Source organism: Parapedobacter soli, from assembly GCF_025460835.1.
GTDB lineage: Bacteria > Bacteroidota > Bacteroidia > Sphingobacteriales > Sphingobacteriaceae > Parapedobacter > Parapedobacter soli.
Genome location: NZ_JAMXAY010000022.1, coordinates 53,249 through 74,759, shown reverse-complemented (window position 1 = coordinate 74,759; position 21,511 = coordinate 53,249). Strand labels below are relative to the sequence as shown.

General features: G+C 51.6%; 11 protein-coding genes. 2 read left to right on the top strand and 9 right to left on the bottom strand.

All coding sequences use genetic code 11. From position 1 onward, the window contains the following. The first annotated feature begins 36 nt into the window (after nt 1–36). Complete coding sequence (locus NGM62_RS11130) at nt 37–735, top strand: hypothetical protein (RefSeq protein ID WP_262247984.1); 699 nt, start codon at nt 37–39, stop codon at nt 733–735. 16 nt (nt 736–751) lie between these two features. Here NGM62_RS11130 and NGM62_RS11125 read toward each other — a convergent pair whose 3' ends face one another. From NGM62_RS11125 to NGM62_RS11085, 9 genes are all read right to left on the bottom strand, one after another. After that, a complete protein-coding gene (locus NGM62_RS11125) occupies nt 752–2,149 on the bottom strand; it encodes a c-type cytochrome domain-containing protein (RefSeq protein WP_262247983.1) in 1,398 nt (465 codons plus the stop codon). After that, nucleotides 2,149–2,994 carry a sugar phosphate isomerase/epimerase family protein gene (locus NGM62_RS11120; RefSeq protein WP_262247982.1) on the bottom strand — a complete coding sequence of 282 codons (846 nt, stop codon included), beginning with the start codon at nt 2,992–2,994 and terminating at the stop codon, nt 2,149–2,151. The genes NGM62_RS11125 and NGM62_RS11120 overlap by 1 nt, the downstream gene beginning before the upstream one ends. 74 nt (nt 2,995–3,068) lie before the next feature. Next, nucleotides 3,069–4,574, bottom strand: coding sequence for a DUF1501 domain-containing protein (locus NGM62_RS11115; RefSeq protein ID WP_262247980.1), 1,506 nt, complete (start codon nt 4,572–4,574; stop codon nt 3,069–3,071). 5 nt (nt 4,575–4,579) lie between these two features. Further along, on the bottom strand, nt 4,580–7,333 hold the full coding sequence (locus tag NGM62_RS11110) for a DUF1553 domain-containing protein (RefSeq protein ID WP_262247979.1): 2,754 nt from the start codon (nt 7,331–7,333) through the stop codon (nt 4,580–4,582). A gap of 33 nt (nt 7,334–7,366) precedes the next feature. Beyond that, nucleotides 7,367–10,252, bottom strand: a complete 2,886-nt coding sequence (locus NGM62_RS11105) for a sugar-binding domain-containing protein (RefSeq protein ID WP_262247978.1) — start codon at nt 10,250–10,252, stop codon at nt 7,367–7,369. Nucleotides 10,253–10,306: 54 nt separating this feature from the next. Further along, nucleotides 10,307–12,307, bottom strand: coding sequence for a RagB/SusD family nutrient uptake outer membrane protein (locus NGM62_RS11100; protein ID WP_262247977.1), 2,001 nt, complete (start codon nt 12,305–12,307; stop codon nt 10,307–10,309). Between the two features lie 11 nt (nt 12,308–12,318). After that, entirely contained in the window at nt 12,319–15,558 is a 3,240-nt protein-coding gene (locus NGM62_RS11095; protein WP_262247976.1) for a SusC/RagA family TonB-linked outer membrane protein, read from the bottom strand. A gap of 55 nt (nt 15,559–15,613) precedes the next feature. Further along, nucleotides 15,614–18,940 (bottom strand): tetratricopeptide repeat protein, encoded by a 3,327-nt coding sequence (locus tag NGM62_RS11090; RefSeq protein WP_262247975.1) that lies wholly within the window; start codon nt 18,938–18,940, stop codon nt 15,614–15,616. A gap of 19 nt (nt 18,941–18,959) precedes the next feature. After that, on the bottom strand, nt 18,960–20,348 hold the full coding sequence (locus NGM62_RS11085; RefSeq protein WP_262247974.1) for a sugar porter family MFS transporter: 1,389 nt from the start codon (nt 20,346–20,348) through the stop codon (nt 18,960–18,962). A gap of 276 nt (nt 20,349–20,624) precedes the next feature. On the opposite strand from NGM62_RS11085, the gene NGM62_RS11080 reads away from it, so the two are divergent. After that, the gene (locus tag NGM62_RS11080) at nt 20,625–21,503 is read left to right on the top strand and encodes an AraC family transcriptional regulator (RefSeq protein ID WP_262247972.1); all 879 of its coding nucleotides are present in this window, start codon (nt 20,625–20,627) and stop codon (nt 21,501–21,503) included. The last annotated feature ends 8 nt before the right edge of the window (nt 21,504–21,511 follow it).

Genomic DNA, 21,511 nt, shown 5'->3' with positions numbered 1-21,511 from the left:
GATTGATAAACAAATAAATGATTTAAACATATTCTGATGAAAAAAATACTCTTTTTATTTGCTGCTTTCGGCCTGCTGGCCGCATGCTCGAAAAGCGACACTGGACCGAAGTGGAATGACAAACTCGGCTCCTGCCTTCAAAACTTCGATTACCAGTACGAAAAACTACTCACGAAAGCAGATATCGGCAAGCACATTGACATCGATGAAGCCACCTATAAACTAGAAGTCAGTGCAATGAAAGGTCAGTACGGAAATGCCACTTACTCATGGAACAGCGACCGCCCCGATGTGGAGATGGAATTGCTAGGTCATACAATCATGACTCCCGACAAAAACCGGGCGGAACTTACGCAGTTGCATTTCTACAATGCGAAGGAGCTCGAACTGTATAGCCAACAGTCGGTCATCGACCTATTCGATATTGAGTACCGGAAGTTGTCTGACGCCGAGGTAAAAGAAATGCGCGAAAATTTGGAGCGCGAATATGCTGGCGACCCGGCAGGACTGGAGCAGGCCCATAAGTTTCTCGATGCCCGGCTCGACTTCGATTATAAGCGTGTGGAACAATTGGGCGACCGGGCCTATTGGACTTGGGGGGACTATGGCCTTGAGCTAAACGTACTAGCGGGTACTGCGTCTTTCTCACTGCGTACCAAGTTCAGTGCCGATGCCGAAACCACTTTATCAATCACAGTCGCTCTTGCTAAAGAAATTCTAGCAAAGTGTAATTAAATTAATATTCGGGTCATTAGGAGGTCGGCAACACGTATCCCCCCGTGTCAACAACCAATGTGGGCTGCGATTGCTGTATATCGGCAATCGCGTCGCCCGTAACCTTAGTTTCATAAAGATATACGTGGGTCAGTTCCGGCAAGGATTTCAAATAATCCATTCCCGTATTCCCGATGGCGGTCGATGATAAGTTGAGGTATTGTAGCTGGAGGCACGCTGCCAGTGCTTTCAACCCCTCGTCGGTGACCAAGGTATGCTCCAAATGAAGCTTTTTAAGTATCGTCAGTTCACCGATGTGTGCCATACCCACATCGGTGACTGCTGTTCGGCCTAGTTGAAGCTGTACAATATTGTCCTTTAGGTCAACCAGGACTTCGGCATCCTCATCGTTGAAATCAGGGGCATTTATGGCACTGATCATTACGTAATTGCTGCCCTGTGCAACTGGCATCACTTTTATGCCTCTTTCCACGAGCCGCTGCACGGCAGTGGCATCGAGTGGAGGCGCCTCGGGCATAGCTTGTTTTGCGTTTCCTGCTTCCAACTGCGCCAATATGGTCGCTATCTCTTCTGGCTGCTCCACATCGGCCACCAAGCCTTCAAATGGTGCACCATGCTCGATCCACCACCCAATCAACGCTATTTCTTCGGGTGTTATCGGCGTGCGCCCCTTCGGCGGCATACGCTTCTCGTCACCTACGGGAAGTGTTAATCGGGTATAAAGCTCACTTTCATTGAGTTCGCTGGGCACAATTACTGCTCCACCATCCCCACCGGTAAGGAGACTCGCCTGCTGATGCAGTGCCAATCCGCCTTCCTGCTTCGTCGCACCATGGCAACTTTGGCAGCGCCGAGCCAAAATGGGTTGGATTAACCCGTCATATACCGCTGCCTCTTGCACGTTCTCAATTACAAACGGCTCTTCCACTTGCTCAATACCAAACAATCCGCCCAATGCCGGCGGCATCGCATCAGTTAAATAACCTTTCCCGTGGGTGAGTGTGCCCCCGTAGTGGCCTGTTACGCACAACAATACCATCAACATGCAAAAAATCGAAAAGCGCCATTTCACCAACGACCTCATCCCTGCACGCCGCTCGGCTAAGCGGTGGTAAAGCCACCACACAAGTATACTCAGTACTGCCACCGCGATTCCAAACCATTGGTGGAACCCCAGCGTGCGATTGTCGTAACCGCCAAAGCTGGCGAGCAGGAACCCGAGCACACTGGCAAACACAGCAGATATCGCCCCCACGAATAATGTGAACGGGACCGCTGGGGCAAGCCCTGAATACGCTGGCCGCCTGGCAACCAGCGCGATTACAAATGAAATAAACAGTATCCCAATAGGCAGATGGACCAACAAGGGGTGCCACCGACCCAGAAACAAGAACAAATCACCACCGTTTTCCATTATTGGGTGTACCTCGCTTTAAGTTGTTCAAACATATATTTATTTATCGACCACTGATCGGCCACCGGCTGGCGCGTATAGGGCAACACCGGCATATAGGTAGGCGGCCCAAATTCGGAGGTAATCGTCAGCGTCGTATTCCCCTGCTGTTGTTGATGTTCAACCACACGGTCCCACCACTGCAGGTGTTGCTGTACAACGTCTTTCCACTCGGGGGCCCTAGGATCGTTCACTTGGGGTCCTTGTGGGTGCCCTATCCGCGCATGGATATGCCGGGTGCGCGACAGGGCCAGTTCGACCGCTTCTTGCTGATCACCAAGCATCGACTCATGTACATTGCACCAATGCGAAATATCCAGCGCAAGCGATAAATCAGGCAGGCCTTCAAGATACGATTTCGTAATATGGGCCGCAAAGCTGAAACGACCCCTATGGGTTTCATGTACTACTTCAACACCACTTTCCTTACTGATAGCCGTAGCCGCATCAATCAACGCTTCGTTCTGGGCAAACGTAAAGTAATCCTTACCTGTATGGCAATTGACCAATCGAGGGCGCTGGGCGACCGCACGCTTTAGGTTGGCGGTGAAATTTTCCAAATATGCATCAAACGTATTGCCGTTGCCAGCGCTCAGCAAGATAAGCTCCAGCCCGTATTTTTCCAGTGCTGCTTCCATCTCTTTCCTCTCGGAATCTTCGGCCGGCAACCACGTCTCCACACCATCGAACCCTGCAGCTTTCACCCGCTTACAAAACGCCTCCCACGTTTCGCTCATTCCCCAGTTCGTACAGAAAAAACTGACCTGTAAGGGTTTGGTATGTTCCTGTGCTTTCAATACCATCATTGAACATAAACATATGACTGACAAAACAACTTTGTGCATCTTTCTGATCTTTTTCATCTTTCTAACCGCGCCTCTTAAACAATGGCGCTGATCAACTCCCCGCCCACATCGGTGAGCCGGAATGGCCGCCCTTGGAATTCATAGATCAAGCGCTCGTGATCAAAACCCAGCAGGTGCAGCATGGTGGCATGCAAGTCGTTAACCGACGTCCGGCCGCCGATCCCGCTAAAGCCGATATCGTCGGTTTCGCCGTAGCTTACACCGGGTTTTATCCCACCTCCAGCCAACCAAACGGTATACGCGTCGGTATGGTGATCCCGCCCCAGGAACGGCATATCTTTGTCGTCGCGGTTCTCTTGCATGGGCGTGCGTCCAAACTCGCCTCCCCACACAACCAGCGTTTCATCCAATAAGCCACGCTGTTTCAGGTCCATCAGCAATGCCGTCATCGGCCGGTCTATCTCTTTGCACTTGTCGCGGAAACCAACATCGATGGCCTCCCGGGCGCTCGTCCCGTGGCTATCCCAACCCCAGTCGAACAGTTGCACGAAGCGCACCCCCTGCTCTACCAGTTTGCGTGCCAGCAAGCAGTTATTCGCAAACGACTCCTTTCCCGGTTCCGTACCATAGAGTTCATGGATATATTCCGGCTCACTGTCGATGTCCATCACCTCAGGTACTGCAACCTGCATATTAAACGCCATCTCATACTGTGCAATACGTGCTAACGTTTCCGGATCACCATAGCTGTTGTATTCTTCTTGGTTCACCGCATTAATGGCATCGATTGTTTGCTTCTTCAGGTCTCGCCCCATCCCTTCCGGATCGCTGATGTACAGGACGGGGTCGCCTTTGGACCGGCATTGTACCCCTTGGTAGACCGATGGCAAGAAGCCGCTGCCCCAAACACTTTTTCCCGCGTCGGGTGTTTTGCCCCCCGACGTCAGTACCACAAAGCCGGGCAGGTTGCTGTTTTCTGTCCCGAGGCCATAGGTTACCCAAGACCCCATACTGGGCCTCCCTAGCCGCGCATGGCCGGTATGCATAAAAAGCTGCGCCGGACCATGGTTAAACTGTTCGGTATGCATCGCTTTCAGGAAACTTACCTCATCCACAACCTTACTGAAGTGAGGGAGGTAATCAGACACCCATGCGCCACTCTGGCCGTGTTGCTTAAACTGGGCCTGTGGCCCAAGCATCTTGGGCACCCCACGTATAAAGGCAAACTTCTTCCCTGCCAATATTGATTCGGGGCACGGTTTGTTATGTAACTTATGGAGTTCCGGCTTGTAGTCGAACAATTCCAATTGCGACGGTGCGCCAGCCATATGTAAATAAATGACGCGCTTTGCCTTAGCAGCGAAATGCGGTGCCCGGGGAGCCATTGGGTTTAACGAGCCGGAGGCTATCCCCGCATCCAATGGGCGACCTGTGGAGGAGGAACACCCGCCGAGTCCGCCCAACATAGACCCCAAGGCTATCCCACCGATGCCGGCTACACACTCTCGCAGAAAGTGCCGCCGGGTTACGGATTGCAACTGGTATTGCTGTGCTTCTTTTGCCAACTTATCGATATCCATAGCTCTCATGATTTAGTTAAGAATTCATCCAAATTGATCAAGGCGTTTGCCACTACCGAAAATGCGGCAATGCTGGCATCACCGGGCTCGGTCGTTCTAAATTCACTATTGAATTGCTCCAATGCGTCGGCATTTGCCGAATAATACGCATACGCCTCGTCGTATAGTTTCCGTAGCGCTTCTTTCTTTTCAGCAGCGAGGCTACGTTGCATGGCCACTTGATAACCGTGCGTTATTCCGGCGTCGATTTCACGCTTTCCCCGCTGTGCCATCCGCTTGCCGAGGTGGTAAGCAGCTTCGAGATAAACCGGGTCGTTGAGCGTTGTGAGTGCCTGCAGTGGCGTATTCGTACGTATCCGGTCTACCACACAGACCTCCCGGCTGGACGCATCGAACGTCACGAACGACGGGTACGGGCTTGTACGCTTCATAAAGGTATAGATACCCCGCCTATACTGGTCTTCTCCCTCGCTTTTCCGCCATTCCGCACCACTGTACACGGTCATCCAAACCCCCTCGGGCTGATGGGGCATCACACTGGGGCCATACATCTTCTCGCTCAATAACCCACTCACTGCCAGCGATTGGTCCCTAATCTGTTCCGCACCCAAACGGAATCTTGGTCCCCGTGCAAAATACTCGTTCGCTGGATCCTTTTCTATTGCCCTGTCATCTATGGTGGATGACTGTCGATACGTCCTTGCCATGACCATTTCCTTCAACAGGTCTTTTACCCTCCAATCCATTCCATGCATGAATTCCAGTGCCAGCCAATCGAGCAGCTCACGGTGTATCGGTGGCGTACTCTGGGTTCCCATATCGCCCAACGGTTCCACCAGTCCTCGGCCGTATAGCTGTGCCCACAGCCGGTTCACCACTGTTCTCGCCGTCAATGGGTTATCCTTGCTCACAATCCATTGGGCAAATCCCAGCCGGTTCACGGGTGCGCCTTCGGGAAAATCATTCAGCACCTCGGGTACCGCAGGTTCCACAGCTTCGCCATGTACCAGCCAGTTCCCGCGTTCGAACACGTGCGTGGTTCGGGCCATATCGGGCGGATTCTCCACCATAATCGGCACAGATGGCGGCTGGTGGTTCAACAGCTCGACAAAATCCGCCATTTTCTCTTCATACTGCGGGTCTTCGGCACCTGCTAACCGTGGCTGGAATGCCATCCACTCCACCATAGCCACCGCCTGTGCAGGCGAAATAGACGGGTTCCGGAACGTCAAGTACAGATCGTGTACACCGGAGAGCCGTTCCATGGGAACCGAGATCACTTGGCTGGCTTGTGTTGTTGGTATCGCAAAATCGGCCAACATCCGGCCGGTTGGTGATCCGGCACGAATCTCCATCCTACCGCCCGGAGCAGCGCCGAAATAATTCAGGTAAAACGCGTCCTTACCGTCAAGTGTAATAGCCTTCATCCGCGCTGTGCCACCGTTGCGCATGGCTAGCCACTTGGTGTCGGCAAGTGCACCATTCTCCAGCGAATCACAATAGTGCGCATGGTATTTCGGCTCCAATGTGGTCAGGAACAGCGAAACCGACGCAAGCTGATCGCTGGTTGCATACTGGCTGAGCCACGTTTTTATGCTGTCTATCTGCTGCTGTTCGGCCGCTCCATACAGCCGCAGCTTCGGGTGTTCCCCATAGGTATCCTCATCGCGTGTATTATTGAAAAAGGCATACGATTTATAGTATTCTTCAAACTTAAAGGGGTCGTAGGTATGGCTATGGCATTGTACGCATTCAAACGTGGTGCTCAGCCATACCTGGTAGGTGGTATTCAACCGGTCCATCACGGCCGCTACGCGAAATTCCTCGTTGTCGGTTCCACCCTCGTCGTTGTTCATGGTGTTCCGGTGAAACGCAGTTGCGATCAGTTGATCCTTCGTAGGCTCTGGCAACAAATCACCAGCCAACTGCTCAATGGTAAATTGGTCGAAGGGCATATTAGCGTTGAATGCCTTAATCACCCAATCCCTATAACTCCATATTTCGCGTATGCCATCCCGTTCATATCCCTTGGAGTCGGCATATCGAGCCAAATCAAGCCACCACGACGCCCAGCGCTCACCAAAATGCGGTGACGCGAGTAGGCTATCCACCCGGATTTCGTAAGCATCTTTTCGGGTATCGTTCAGGAATGCCCCCACTTGGTCCGGTGTAGGCGGTAGGCCCACGATATCGAGGTGCAGGCGGCGTAGCAATGTTTCTTTTTCGGCTTCCGGTGAAAAGCCCATACCCACATCTCCATGCCTTTCCTTGATAAAATAATCTATATTGCTCGGGAACTGGCTTCCGCCCCCACCGAAGAGGGCACCCAATGAAAACCGGGGTTTGGGCACCGGCACCGATTCCGGCAATGCATACGCCCAGTGCGATCCCCATTCGGCTCCTTCATCCACCCAGCGCCTCAACACGTCAATCTCATCGTCACTCAACGGGGCTGCATTATAGGGCATCCGTAGTTCCGGATCGTCTTCGGTAAGCCGTTGGATAAAGCTGCTGTGGGCGGCATCCCCTTTCCGGATTGCCGGCTCGCCCGACTCGGTGGCTGCGAAGGCCTCCTCTTCGAACAACAAACTGAAGCCGCCGTTTTTCTTTACTCCCCCATGGCAACTGATGCAATGCTTGTTGAGGATTGGCTTGACCTCCGTACTGAAATCGACACGCTTTTCCTGCCGCAGGCTAAATACCCCGATGAGCAGTATAGCGACACCTATAACACTATATACCCCAATTTTCTTCAACATATTGCGTTTCTCCTGATTTACTGGTTAGCACCGTTATTCCGTCAACGAACTAATCGTGTTTTCTTCCAACGATACGGCGGGTTCAAATTCCCCACCCTTCATATAGGTTACAAAGCTATGTAATAATTGGCGTGCTGCGGGCCTTTCAGCCATCTTTTGATGAAAATCAATTCCCGAAACTAACAGCCGGCCATTGCCGACCTTGCACTCAAATGCCAGCGCCAACGGCCGGGCGGTTACCCAATCATCGATCACGCGCACTATCGGCTGCAACCGTTCATCCACCGATTGCAAGTTGATGGCATTGGAATACGTCATGGCGTCCCACCATTGCCAATTACTATGGTATTCGGTAGGAAACTCGGCTAATGCCGGATGTTCGGGATCGCACAAGATTCCTAACGTGTGGGGCGGCTGGCCACGTGTCCACGCGGTATTCCAAAAAATGCTGGAAAACCCTACGGCAATATCGCCACCCTTTTCCTTCCGTAACGTTGATTGGGGCAGCGACCATAGCACTGATTTTCCCTGCGCCAGCAACGACTTCGCTTTGTCGTCAAGCTTGCCCGTAATGTAAATCTCATCGTCGTAGCGGTACGTTTCATCGGGGTACACAAAAAAGTCCCATTGGTTCCGGTAGTCACCCACAGCTACTTCCAATGTTAGCTGGGTTGCCTCGTGGATGGCTCCGAGCGACTGGCTTATCTGCCCCACTTCGATATTGTTTCCAAAAGGCAGGTCGATCGGGCCAAATTCACCCGTGGTAAACGTACCACCGTCTTGTTTTAAGATCCGCCATGACGCAGCAGCCCCCGTTATTGGTGTCTTGCCATAGTGGGCTACCTCTACAGGAACCACCAATTTTTCACTGTTCAGGTAAACCATCTTCGGAAACCGTGCCAGTGGCACCGTTGTATTGGTAAATTGCCGGAATTCAGATGCCTCTACATAGCCTTTTTCTTCCCAAAAGGGGTTTAGCACACCCACGAGCGCTGTCCCTTGCCCGGGAAAGTCGTGTAAATCGAGCAATTGAAAACCACCGAAGTTCGGTGTACGAAATGCCGCTTCGATATCAGCCTTATAGCAAAGTACTTGGAGCTTTCCGGATGCCATCAGGAAATCCTCGGCAAGATCGCCCATGCCATTTGCGTTCAACCGATCCCTGAATATCTCGAAATTTTTGGCCTTCAATACGCCAGTGTACCGTTCAATCTCTTTGAAATCAGGGTACACGCACCATTGACCGATTTCGTGGCTAATGGTCGGGATTGTGTACGGCTCGATGATTTCCCGCCAATCGTAATCCGTGGCTGGGGCTTGGCCGTTGATAATCGAATTCAACCCTTGCCCCCAACCCTGAATCCGGGGTTGGGGAATATTATTGAAATCATTCTCGGGTATCGCCGGCCAGCCGGCTGCGGTTGTATAGAGGCGTCTGCTGTCTTGGGCCCTCCAATATTCCACAAAATCAGCAAGAAATTTCACATGATTCTTTCCAGATGGTTCGTTCCCGTACGCCATGAGTACAAAAGAGGGGTGATTGCCATAAGCTCCGAGAATCAAGCGCGTTTCGTCGTAGATATAACCGTCTAGTGGCTTGCCATCACCCAGGGTTGCCCCTTGGTTTGCCCACGAACTGCTCTCCACTTGCAGGTAAACACCAAGGCTGTCTGCTGCCAGGAATGCAGCTTTCGGTGGGCACCATGAGTGGAAGCGGACATGGTTCAATCCGTAGTCCTTGATGACTGCAAAGATGCGCGCCCATTCGGCCACCGACGTTGGTGGGTAGCCGGTTTCGGGGAAAATACAACTCTCCAAGGTACCCCGGAAGAAAACGGGGCGCCCGTTCACCAACACCTTACCATCAGCCACCTCGATGTTGCGCATACCGAATTGGCTGCGGACGGCTTTGCCTGCTGTCCCACCAATTTCGAGAACAGCCTCCATTTCATAGAGGAACGGATCAAACTCGTCCCAATGGGAAAAGTCCGTGCCCATATCATAAACCACCTCAATAGCTGATTCGTCTTTCGATAGGACGATGTCTTTCGTTACCGCGTCGAGTTTTCTCCCTGTGTTTTTTTCAGCGACGGTCAACCTCACGGTAGCAGGGACATCTTCCGCCCCCACATGCTTGACGTGCATGCGGGCAGTCACATTGTGCGCATCTATACTTGGAAAAAGTTGCAAATCGGTAATCGTTGTGGCGCGCAGCGGGTAGATGGCTAGCTCCCCAATCATTCCGTTCCAGTTGCTCTGCGTATGGTCCGAAATACTATGGGAGTTCTGGCCAACATCGATGTCTTTCGTACGGTTGTCTACCCGGATTGATAGCGTATGCTTACCCGGCTTCACGTATTCGCTGATATCGAATCGATGTGGCGTGCCCAAGCTGTTTTGCATCCCTATTTCGTTACCGTCAATCCATACACGGGTCTCCCAATGTGCGCGTTCGATAAATAGCTCCGCACCTTCTTCGAATCCGGCATCCGGTATCGTAATTTCCCGTTGGTACCATGCCGCCCCTTTGTAGTAAGTATCCGGCTGCAGCCAATAAGGCACTTTGATGTTGCCGGGCTGCCTGTAGGCTTCATACTCATCGGCCGTAAACCAGGTGGAATCCATAATACTTCCAGTCCACGGCGTATTGATATCCACTTCAAACCCTTTCCCATTGGTTGTCATCGAGCCGGGGAGCGTTACTTGATCGGCCAATGCCGTCTCAAACCACCGGCCTTCCACTCCCTCATCGTCTGGATCGATTGCAAAACGCCAGGTCCCGCTTAGTTCGAGTGCGCCGTCGGTCCGCACAGCGTTTGTTCTACAGCCCCATGCGTGGAATACCAAGCCTATCAGCAAAACCGCGACCACATCCCGTATGCGGGTGGTCCTCATAAAATCATTTCCTTTTGTCATCATCTTCTACTTAATTTTCCGCAGTCAGTCGGATAGAATCCGACCGAATATCCGCATTTAAAAACCAATCGGGCCGGCATTCGCTTCAGTAGGCCATCCCGGGTTCTGATAAATCGGTGATGAATTTAAGTCATTATCATCTGAAGTAATCAAGAAATGCTGTATGGCGACCGGATTAAAATAATGGGCCATTGTCCAGCGGTAGCCATTAAATGCCAGTGAGGTCGGTGTCTTCTGGTGTACGCGTAAGTAAGGGCTTACCGCTGGATCGGAAACGGCACTCCGATCGCCAATACCATAGGTAAGTGCTGCTGCATCATACCAGTGCTGCATAGGCCCCCACAATTTAAACCCTTCAATATGATATGGTGCGTCGATGAGTTGATCCATGGCTCGCCACCTCCGTAAATCCATGTAGCGTAACCCTTCGCCCATCAATTCGCAACTACGCTCGCGGCGGATATTGTACAGGATCTTATCAACAAACTGTCCGCCCGAATAAACTGCCCAGTCATTCGTCGCCTCGATAGAAAGGTCGGTCGCCTCGATGGTTTTCTGGAAATCGGTATCCACGCCGGCCCGCTGCCTAATTTGCTGCCAATACGATTGAGCCGTTCCGTCTAGGCTTCCGTTCTTCTCGTAGCAAGCTTCCATGTAGTTGAGGTACGCCTCAACAGCTCTGAACACGATGCTCCCTACATCACCCCGCCCGTTACCATGTTGTGCGCCGTCGTAGACATTGCCTTTGCGGGCAATATAGCCGGTCGGATTGTCGTGGTTGCCAAGTACGTTCAGGATATCGGGAACAATTACAATGGGGGTTGCATGGGTGCCCAACGGCGAGGGGTGTAAAATATTAATCTGTCCCGGCTGGGCCAGGAAGAGCCATAGGCGGCCATCGCGGTCTGTACGCACATCTTCGATGTAATCATCGCCCGCATAACCCGATCCCGGAGCATAGATAGGTAGGCCGTTTGCCATCACAAAGCGGTCTATGTAACCACGGGTATACCCCCATCCGTTATGTTCCTGGATACCGTTAGGTATGGAGTTCATTATTCCGAGCCCGAGGTCGTAATCGCGCCACAACAACACTTCGCTGTAGCCCGACAGGTCGGTTTCGCTAAACATCTGTGCAAAGGGATTGGCCTCGCTGGCCAACGCAAACGCCTGGTTGTCGGTTTCGGCCCGCGCTGTCATGGTATTGGCCACCAACGGCACCGCGTCGGCCACGGCTTTTGCCGCATCCATTGCCTGTGTCAGGAAGAATTCGATTTCACCCTCAATGCTTCCCGATTGGAAGTTATACGAAGCGTTGTACTCCTTGCTTTTTCCCGGCCATTCGGGTCCGTTCGGCACGAACGCGGTACCGCTGAAATACTTCAGGAATGTTCCTTGATAAAGGGCAACCCGAGATTTCAGCAACTGGGCGCTGGCTTTCGACAACCGGTTCTTCTTGCCGTCAGGAGATACTTCATTCATCAGTATGATGGCCGAGTCGAGATCGGAAAGGATAAAACGGGCAACCTCGGTTTGGGGCATACGTTTACTTGCCTCGGTCAGTACGTCCATCTGGTCGGGCAGCGTGGTCCTGATGATCGGGAAATCGCCTAGCGATTGGAGCTTCTGGAAGTAATTCCACGCCCGCAAGAAATACATCTCGCCGATATAATGCCCTATCGCGCTCGTATTGCCGGCAATATCGCCCGCCTCAAAACGGGGCACCACCGTTTGCAAGAAATAATTACATTGGAAAATCTCGGTAAAAGACCACTCACCTCCGCTTTGCCCCACCTTCCATTCACCGGGCACAAACCGGTTATTGTATGATCTTCCCGCCTGCACATCAGTGTGCATATCTTTGTTGAAATGCTCGAATACGGCTAGCGTACCATACCGGTTGATAGCATAGGCAGCCAACTGCGATTCTTCTACCAGGTAATTTTCGGGAATAATGTCGGACAGCGGTTCCCGCTCCAGAAATTCCTTATTACATGCGTAAAGTGCTAGCATGGCCACGCCTGCCAGCATCATCAATTTTATCTTATGCTGTTTCATCTGTTGTCGTTTTACAGGGTTAAACTGAGGCCGAAAGCATATACTTTAGAGAGTGGGTAGGCGTTTCCTTCCCACCCTCCGTCTACGGTCTCGGGGTCGAACATCTTGGCCATCTTGGTGATGGTCCAGATGTTCTCACCCGAAAAATAAACCCGCATGCGCTGGATGCCTACTTTCTGGGTGAGTTGTGCAGGGACTGTATAGCCCACCTGGAGGTTTTTCAGCCGGATATAGGATGCATCCTGCAGATAGCCCGTTTGCACGTGATGGTTTTTATCGCTCAGCAGTGGCCGGGGATAATATGCATCGACGTTCAGCCCCAATGGATGATCTGGATCGTCCCTGAAATAATCGGTATGCGATTTCAGCCCTACCGTATTCCATACCGAGGCTGCTGTTCCCCAGAAATAAATATTGTTATTGAAGTAGTCGCGCTTCAATACGGCCTGGAAAAACACGCGTAAATCTACCCCCTTGAAGTTGGCGCCCAAATCGAGCGATGTCAGATATCGTGGGGAGCTGTTACCGATCACAGCCAAATCACCGTGGTCACCGATGGTATTGGAGCCGTTGTTGACCAGCCCATCGCCGTTGAGGTCGGCAAACATCAAATCGCCAGCCTGCCAGTTGCTGCCCAGCGGGTTTTGGCCACCATTCGGTAAGCCGGCCAGGTGTGCATCCATCTCCTCCTGGGTTTTGGCAATGCCCACAGTGCGGTATCCCCATATCTCGCCCGCCATGCGCCCTGCTATGTAGGTGCCCAGGTTCCCTGTCGGATTAGGGTACCGTGTGATCTTAGTTCGCGAATCGGCCATCATAAAGCGCGCATGATAACCCAGCCCATTGGCCAGCCGATCGTTCCAAGCCACTTCCAGTTCGATACCCGATGTTTTCAGATCCGTGTTATTGGTCCGCGGTACGTCCGTACCCAAGTTGACAGGTAGCTCAGGCGCCGGCCCGATCATGTTATCGGTATACCGCGTGTAGTAGTCAACTGTCGCGCTCAGGCGGTTGCCGAAAAAACCCAAATCGGCCCCTAGGTTCCATGTACGGACCTGTTCCCACGAAAGTGTAGAACTGATGAGCCCCGGCGCTGAAGCAGTATTCGGCCGCGCGCCGTTCACTAACCACGTACCATTTGAACTATTAATGGGCATTACCACATAGGTCGGGTACCAATCTTCGGTATTTTGGTTGCTCAGTTCACCATATGATCCCCTTATTTTCACCACATTAACAAACCGTTGCACCGGCGACCAAAAATTCTCATTCGATAAATTCCACCCCGCGGAAACCGAAGGCGAATAAATCCAGCGTTTATCCTGACGGAACCGTGACGATCCGTCGTAGCGGAGATTACCTTCTATCAGGTACCGTTCGTCATAGTTGTAGTTTATCCGGCCGAAATAGCCTTGAGTAGACCAATGCTGGTTGGCGCCCGAAACTTCGGGTGGTACCGGCTTCCCATTGGGGTCATTGCCAGACGTACCATCGATCACCGGCATGGAAGGAACAATGATTCCCTGGCGTTCTGCCATCAGGCCGCGTGTTTTCATCAATTCAGCTTGAGTACCTATCAATGCCTTCAAGTGGTGTTCCCCGAAAGAACGTGCGTATTCGGTATAGATATTGGTATTCATGTAATTCTCGCGGCCGGCTTCCTCGTGTACTTCCGACGCCGTCAACGCTGGATACGGCTGACCGCTTACATCATAGTTATAGGTCCGCTGCAAATCCCAGTGGTAAAATACATCCGTGGTGCTGTAATTGATATCGCCCATTACTTTCCAACCTGCCAACGGTTCGACCGTCAATTTCAGCTGCTGGGCCAATCGGTCGGTCTGCCGTGCACCGCGGCCGCCGTCGCGTAGGCTCAATGCCGGCGACGGACTGTCGTACAGGTATCCGTTGTTATCGTAGAGGGGCAGCACCGGCCAGCCCTGCCTACCAATATTCATATTCAACGAATTGGTCATGTAGCTCGGCCGTTCGAACTCTTCCCGGCTATAACGGATAATGTACGTCAGTGACGTTTTATCTGATAGTGCGCCATTAATTCGACCTGTCGTATTATAACGGCCGTAGTTATCGCCACCGAATCGCATCAAACCGGTCTGATCCAAGTAATTGCCCGCTACGTAATAGGTTACCTTCTCCGTACCGCCACTCGCGCTCAGCGCGTACTCCTGCGATGGTGCACTGGATCGATAAATCGCCTTGTACCAATCCACATTGTCATTCCCCTCAAAATAGCCGTCGCCCCAGATATTTTCTTGGCCGGGTCGGGGCACGAGCGTAGTGGTTATTTTTCCATCCATATAATCTCTTATCCGCTGTATCCGCTCATCCGTGAAAAAGACGCCCTGTGCCGAGTTCAGCCGGGCATCATTGAGATAGTGCACGAAGGTGTACGAATCCATCATCTCGGGGAGCAGCAACGGACTACTGGAACGGAAATTGCCGTTCGCCTGTACCACAGCCTTTCCCGACTTACCGGATTTGGTAGTTACCAGGATAACGCCAAAAGGCGCCCTAGAACCATAGATTGATGAAGCCGCAGCATCTTTAAGGACAGAAATGTTGTCAATATCCTGAGGACTGATGGCGTTGATGTCGCCCTCCATACCGTCAATCAAGATTAGCGGTGCTCCGCTAGACCCCTCCCCAATTGTCCCGACACCCCGTACATTGATACTTGGCCGATTTTCTAAGCTTCCACCTAATGCTCCGCTTTGGGTGATGTTAAGGCCCGGGGCCGCACCCTGTAGCGCCTGGGCCGTGTTGGATACCGGCCGCGCATTCAGCGTTTCTGAGCTGATGGTGGATACTGCACCCGTGAGGTTCTCTTTTTTCTGGGTCCCGTAACCAACCACTACCACTTCATCGAGCCCTTGGTGTTCCTCATACAACGTTACATTCAAAAAGTTACCGGAAACCGGTACTTCGGCGGTTGCATAACCAACATAGGAAAATACTAATGTCGCATCTTGGGCCACGCTGATCGCAAATCGGCCTTCTTCGTCGGTACCGCTTGCCGCCGTACCGTTTTTTACCCGTACGGACACGCCCGCCAAAGGCGTCCCGTCTGCACTGCTCACCACGAGTCCATTGACCGTGCGCACGTCCTGTGCTGTGGCGCCTCCAGCAGCGAAGAAGGCGATCGCCAGACAAAGAAGTGGTATCTTTATCAGCCGGTCTACAAATGGTCTGCGCACGTCAGGCCCACTTGACCCCCGGCGCTTTCTTTTCATTTTTCGGTTCATAATTTATTTATTTAGTGCTATGTGTATTCAAAATGAACTGGTACTATCCCCATGATACCAGTTGCTTGTTTAAATCGGCCGCTTTCGCAGCGTTATAATATTCAAGCGCATTTTCCTGTTCGTTTAATCCTGCATATCCCAATGCCATCACGTAATAGCAATGTGCTTTGTTGCGTACATTCAAATCCTCTTCCCAAATCGCCAAATCCGGTAGCGACACCGCGAAGTAATCAATCCGGCAATCATCGTCCAGATGTGTTTGGCCATGTTCAATCAGTTGTCGGAAATACGATTGTGCCCGTTGCTCATCACCAAGTGCACGCCATGCCATGCCACTGAAGAAAAACTGGTCCGGTTGCGGGTCGTTATAGAAAAATGCCTGTACCGGTTCTGCCGCACCATGCGTAGCCTGCTGGAAATATTCATCCGCCAGCGCTGCTTCCCCTAGGCCGCGGTAGGCCACACCTTTGAAATAGTGGATATCGTTTTCCACCACGGTGGCCAGCTTCCCCTCGCTCAGGTTCTCGGGGAAGGCATCCGTTTCGTTAAGCAATTCGAGTGCCCCAGCAAAGTCTTCCGCTGCAATCGCTTGGCGTGCCAACTCCAGTCGACAACGCAGATACTGTCGGGTAATCTTCCCTTCACCTCCCTCCCAGGGATGGAATTTCCGGTTATCAATCAAGTCTTTCGCCTGTGCGTACCGTCCCAATTGGTTGTGTAAGGTTACCCACTCCACATAGAGGTCATCCCGTTGATCTACCAAATTGCGGTACTTCGCTAGGCGTTTGTACCGTTCCTCATGGGGCTGGTTCATTTTTTTGTAAAGCTGATCAAGCTCCATGAGCAACCGGGCATCGCTTTCATCGCACGCAAATGCCGCCTCCATCAGTTCAACAGCTTTTTGTTTGTTGTTCCGTTTGTTGTAATGGGCTATTGCCAAGTTGCGCAACACGATCGGAAACGACCTGTCCAAGGCTGCCGACCGCTCCCAAGCAATTATGGCCTCGTCATATTGGCGGTTGGCATACCAGAAATTACCCAAGTAATAATAGGCTTTGGCATCTTCGGGAAAATACTTGACGGCGGTTTCAAGGATCTCCACCTCTTCTATCCGGTTGGGGAAACACCAATCGGCCGATACTCCCCGCGCATAGGCAAACAGTTCGTCTGCCCGTTCATTCCGCCCTATTTTCGCGGCGATATAGCCTAACGTGTAGTACGTCATTGGGTAGGCGCCGATATCATCTCCCAATGTTTCCAACAGCTGTTGGGCTTCCTCATACAATCCAGCACTTGCAAAATCCAGCGCATATTCGATACAATCATGTGCACTCCGGCGGAAACCTACTTTCATTTCGCCAAGCACGGTATTATCGCCAGTCAGCAGGTATTTTTCGAATAGGCAACCCACATTGAAGCGGTCGATTTCCAAGGATTCGTCAATCCAGCGCATTGCTTTTTTGACACGGCCCATTTTCCTCAGGATGGAAGCTTTCAACTGGCGGGCTTTATGGTGGTGCCAGTTGTTGACCAAGCTTTGCTCAACGTGTTCAAGCGCCGATGCCCAATCGCCTTTCCGCACATCCAAAAGCGTCAGTGCATAGTATCCTGGGGCACGCCATGCCTCATTCCAGATGGCTTTGTAATAGGCCCCATACGCTTCATCTACCTTCCCTTGGAGTACCAGGCACCACCCTAAGTGATAATAAGGCTCTCCGAACTGCGGATTGGGGTTGCGGCGTGTAAGGGTGGCGATGGCGGTACGGAAATAGCGCTCTGCCGCTGCAAATTTGCCGCGCCGCGTCAACAGCAAGCCCACGGCATTATTGGATCGTACATCTCCCGGTTCACGTTTTAGTGCTTCGAAGTAATAATCCAACGGGTTATAGGTGGCATGCCGGTATTGTTCCAGATGGAGCCCGATGAGATAAAGCTGTTCAACCGATTCCACATCTTCTGGTCTTTTGGGCGCCGTTGCCGCCGCGGGCGTGGCCTGTTCCACCATCGGCTGTTCGGTGTAGGTAATCAATGTATGACCGTCGTCATCCGCGACAACGAGTTTCAATTCACTCGCCTGCCGTCCCCCCACAGCTATCTCTTGTACCAAAGGAGTGGCCGGGCCGCAGGAAACGACGTCGTCAAAAAGCGGTGTCCCGTCTATTGCCGTCAACCTGATCCGAAGGCGTTCGTGGTAAGCCGTTGTGTAGATGATAAGCTTTGCCTTCTCGCCGACCAGTTCAAGGTTAATCGCGGCATCTTTGGTTGCTTCTTTCACATAGCCCACTTCCGTATAGGGCATGAAATATTGCACCCAGGTTTTCTCTTCGTACGGTTGCAGCCACGCGAAATCAGGCTGGTTATCGGTATAAACGCCGGTCATCAGCTCAATATAAGGGCCATCTTCGTCGGTAAGGTTCCGGTCCCACGCTTTCCCGAAATCACCGCATCCCCAGGTCCATTGCTTCTTTCCCGGCGAAATATGGTGGTTCGCCACATGCAATAGCCCTGCCCGTTCGTTATCGTCGTAGCCGCCGATAAAATCATAATCTGACTTGATTGCCATGTAGGAGGTGGGTACTGGTATGTTCTTATAGCGCGAAATATCCACCCCAGCCGTATAATCCTGTTTGTAATAAAAACCCGTTGCTATCGGGAATGCAGATACGTCGCGCTTTCCGTGGTCAAACACCGCGTGTACATCCGGTGGGAAAACCGACTTGTAGTGCTCGCCCGCAGGGATAGCTGGATTTGCCCACCATAGAAACGTTTGCGGAAAGGCAGTCCGGTTATACACCGCTGCTTTAACCTCGATATATGCTTTATCCGGGTATAAAGTGAAACCCTGCATGCCCTTGGTTCGGAACATCCGCTCAACCTCGCTGCACCACAACGTCATGCTGCCATCTTCATGCTCCTCTATTCGATAATCCGTAGGCAGGAAGGTGCTGGGCCGGTGGTGCTGTGGCCAGTTGAATTCGATTCCCCCCGAAATCCACGGCCCCGTGAGCCCTACCAACGCAGGCTTTATTACTTGGTTATAGTACACAAAGTGGCGTTTGTTCGCTTTGTCGTATGCCATCTGTATACGCCCTCCCAGTTCGGGCAGTACCATCACTTTGATGTATTGGTTTTCTATAAATAAAGCGATATAGGGTTTACTCACTTTTTCGTCGGCGATTTTCTCGATTACCGGATAGGGATAAACCACGCCGGAACTCCCCTGGTAAACCCGCTTTTCCAGAAACATCGGATACTTCTCCGCCTCGCCCACTTCGTAGGTCGGCAGATAAATAGTCTCCTCCCACGCGCTTACCGCATTTCCCTGCACCGTAGATGCTGTTAAGTAATTGATGGATTCGTCTGTCGTCATTTAATCGTTGCTATAACTCCTACCGCGGGCGACGCCCGGTCAGTTTCTGTTCAATTTCTTCCAACGTTTGTCCCTTGGTTTCGGGCAGCTGTGTTTTAACGAAGAGGAAGCCCAGCAGGCAAACCACGCCATACAGCCAGAACGTCCCGTATGCACCAAGGGCGGTATTCAACAAGGGGAAACTATAAGTCAGGATAAAGCATGCTACCCACAGCGAAAACGTGGCGATGCCCATTGCCCTACCGCGAATCCGGTTGGGGAAGATCTCCGAGAGCACCACCCATGTCACGGGAGCCAGCGTCATGGCGTAGCAAGCAATCGCCGCGACCACCAATAGCAGTACCGCTATGCCCGAAACTTCCATATAATAGCAGAAGCCCATCAATGCATAGATGCAGGTTAACCCCAATGCCCCACCCACCATCAACGTGCGCCGGCCAATCCGGTCCACGGCATACATACCCACCACGGTAAACACCACATTGGTTGCACCCGTTATAACGATATTGAACAGGATATCTGACACCCCATAACCGGCAGCCTCAAAAACCTCCTGTGCATAATTGAAAATTACGTTAATGCCACACCATTGCTGAAATGCAGCAATGACGATACCAATCAACAGAATTTTCCGTATTGGTGGGGTGAAGAAATATCGCCATGCGATGTGCTCCTCCTCCGTTTGCGAGGTCTGCTTAGCTGTTTCGACGGTCTCATCAGCATACGCCTCACCGCCGATCCGATTGAATATGGCTCGCGCCTTTCCATACTTACCGTGCAGGGTCAACCAACGCGGGCTTTCAGGAATGAAAATCAACAAGACCATATACAGAAGCGCAGGCACCCCGCATGCCCAAAACATCCATCGCCATCCTTCGTTCACGTTCCATGAGCGTTCCAAATCAACACCCCCACCAACCGGTTCAGCAATCAGCCAATTCACCACCTGCGCCATCAGGATACCCAGTACGATGGTTAGCTGATTGATGGAGACATACACCCCCCTTGATCGGGCAGGAACGATTTCAGCAATATATAGAGGCGCTAGCGCCGAGGCAATGCCGATTCCTACTCCGCCGAGCACCCGGTACGTAATCAATGCCGACAGCGTATTGGCCATTCCCGTTCCGATAGCCGACAGCAGGAAAATAACGGCAGCTGCCAGCATTAGTGGCTTTCTGCCAAGCCTATCCGAAAACGACCCCGATACCACTACACCGACAATACAGCCAATGATCGCACTGCCCATCACCCATCCTTGCATCAGCGGTGCATCAGCTATACCAAAGTATATCTCGTAAAATGGCTTTGCCCCACCGATAACTACCCAATCGTAACCGAAGAGGAAACCTCCTATGGCCGCAACCAGCGAGACCATCAATGTATATACAAGTCGTTTACTAATCATAATTATCGGTCACTGAATAAGCAAAAGTAGGGGTTCACAAACCGCGAAAAATGTAGAATCCGTTGAAAAACATGTAAAAAAATACGACCTCGTCGTTTACACCTCCTGATTAAGCGGATGAGAACCACGGCTAACCAGCAACTCCTAACACTATTCTTAAACATACACCTCATTGTTTTACAATTATTTAACAATAATTACCACCTTTGCATTGGAATTATTTTTGTTTGAAGATGACCAATATTATCGGCCCTTTGTTAAAAACCACGAAAATATATGGAAAAAATACCTGATGGATTCAAAGGCGAAAAAGCCATCGTGCTTCCCTACAGCGTCCGTGATTTCCAAGCGGAAAACACACTGACGGAAAACCTATACGTTACGCATATTGGCTACTATCCCCATGCCAAATCCCATTTTCGCGACCGCGTAGCCGGTGCCACTGAGCACATCATCATTTATTGTGAGGAAGGGCTGGGATGGATCCAAATCGACGGCGACAAATTCAACCTTTCTAAGAAGCAGGCATTGATTATTCCGGCATCCACCCCGCATGTTTATGCGGCGGATAAGCAATTTCCGTGGAGCATCTACTGGATACATTTCTGTGGGCGGCATGTGGAACGCTATGCGTCCATTATGGGCAGGGTACTCAACACGGGTGCCGGGCCGGAAACCAACCATGATTTCAGGACGGGGCTTTTCGAATCAATTTTCCAAAACCTCAGTAACGGTTACCTTCAAGACAACCTGGAGTACAGCAGTGTATGCCTTCGGCATTTCCTCGCGTCGTTTTTGTATGTCCCGCAATTCAATCGGTTGTCGATAACCGGTGAACAAGACATTGTAAACACCAGTATTGCCTACATGAAAAGCCACCTGGAAGATAAGCTAACGCTGGCCGATATCGCCGGATCGGTTAATTACTCACCTGCCTATTTCGGGGTGCTATTCAAAGAGCGAACCTCCTTTTCACCGATCGAATACTATAACCAGCTAAAAATACAGCGGGCCTGCTCTCTCCTGCAGTTCACCGATTTAAAAATCAAGGAGATTGCGTTCAAACTCGGTTATTACGATGCGTTTCACTTTTCCAAGGCATTTGCCCACGAGATGGAAATCAGTCCTCGGGAATATCGGGTACGTTATAAATAGGAGGGTTC

Excerpts from the sequence above, each read along its gene's own strand:
- NGM62_RS11125 (WP_262247983.1), bottom strand. The coding sequence starts at position 2,149 with ATGGAAAACGGTGGTGATTTGTTCTTGTTTCTGGGTCGGTGGCACCCC.
- NGM62_RS11110 (WP_262247979.1), bottom strand. The coding sequence starts at position 7,333 with ATGTTGAAGAAAATTGGGGTATATAGTGTTATAGGTGTCGCTATACTG.
- NGM62_RS11085 (WP_262247974.1), bottom strand. The coding sequence starts at position 20,348 with ATGATTAGTAAACGACTTGTATATACATTGATGGTCTCGCTGGTTGCG.
- NGM62_RS11090 (WP_262247975.1), bottom strand. The coding sequence starts at position 18,940 with ATGACGACAGACGAATCCATCAATTACTTAACAGCATCTACGGTGCAG.
- NGM62_RS11100 (WP_262247977.1), bottom strand. The coding sequence starts at position 12,307 with ATGAAACAGCATAAGATAAAATTGATGATGCTGGCAGGCGTGGCCATG.
- NGM62_RS11105 (WP_262247978.1), bottom strand. The coding sequence starts at position 10,252 with ATGATGACAAAAGGAAATGATTTTATGAGGACCACCCGCATACGGGAT.
- NGM62_RS11080 (WP_262247972.1), top strand. The coding sequence starts at position 20,625 with ATGGAAAAAATACCTGATGGATTCAAAGGCGAAAAAGCCATCGTGCTT.
- NGM62_RS11130 (WP_262247984.1), top strand. The coding sequence starts at position 37 with ATGAAAAAAATACTCTTTTTATTTGCTGCTTTCGGCCTGCTGGCCGCA.
- NGM62_RS11095 (WP_262247976.1), bottom strand. The coding sequence starts at position 15,558 with ATGAAAAGAAAGCGCCGGGGGTCAAGTGGGCCTGACGTGCGCAGACCA.
- NGM62_RS11115 (WP_262247980.1), bottom strand. The coding sequence starts at position 4,574 with ATGGATATCGATAAGTTGGCAAAAGAAGCACAGCAATACCAGTTGCAA.
- NGM62_RS11120 (WP_262247982.1), bottom strand. The coding sequence starts at position 2,994 with ATGATGGTATTGAAAGCACAGGAACATACCAAACCCTTACAGGTCAGT.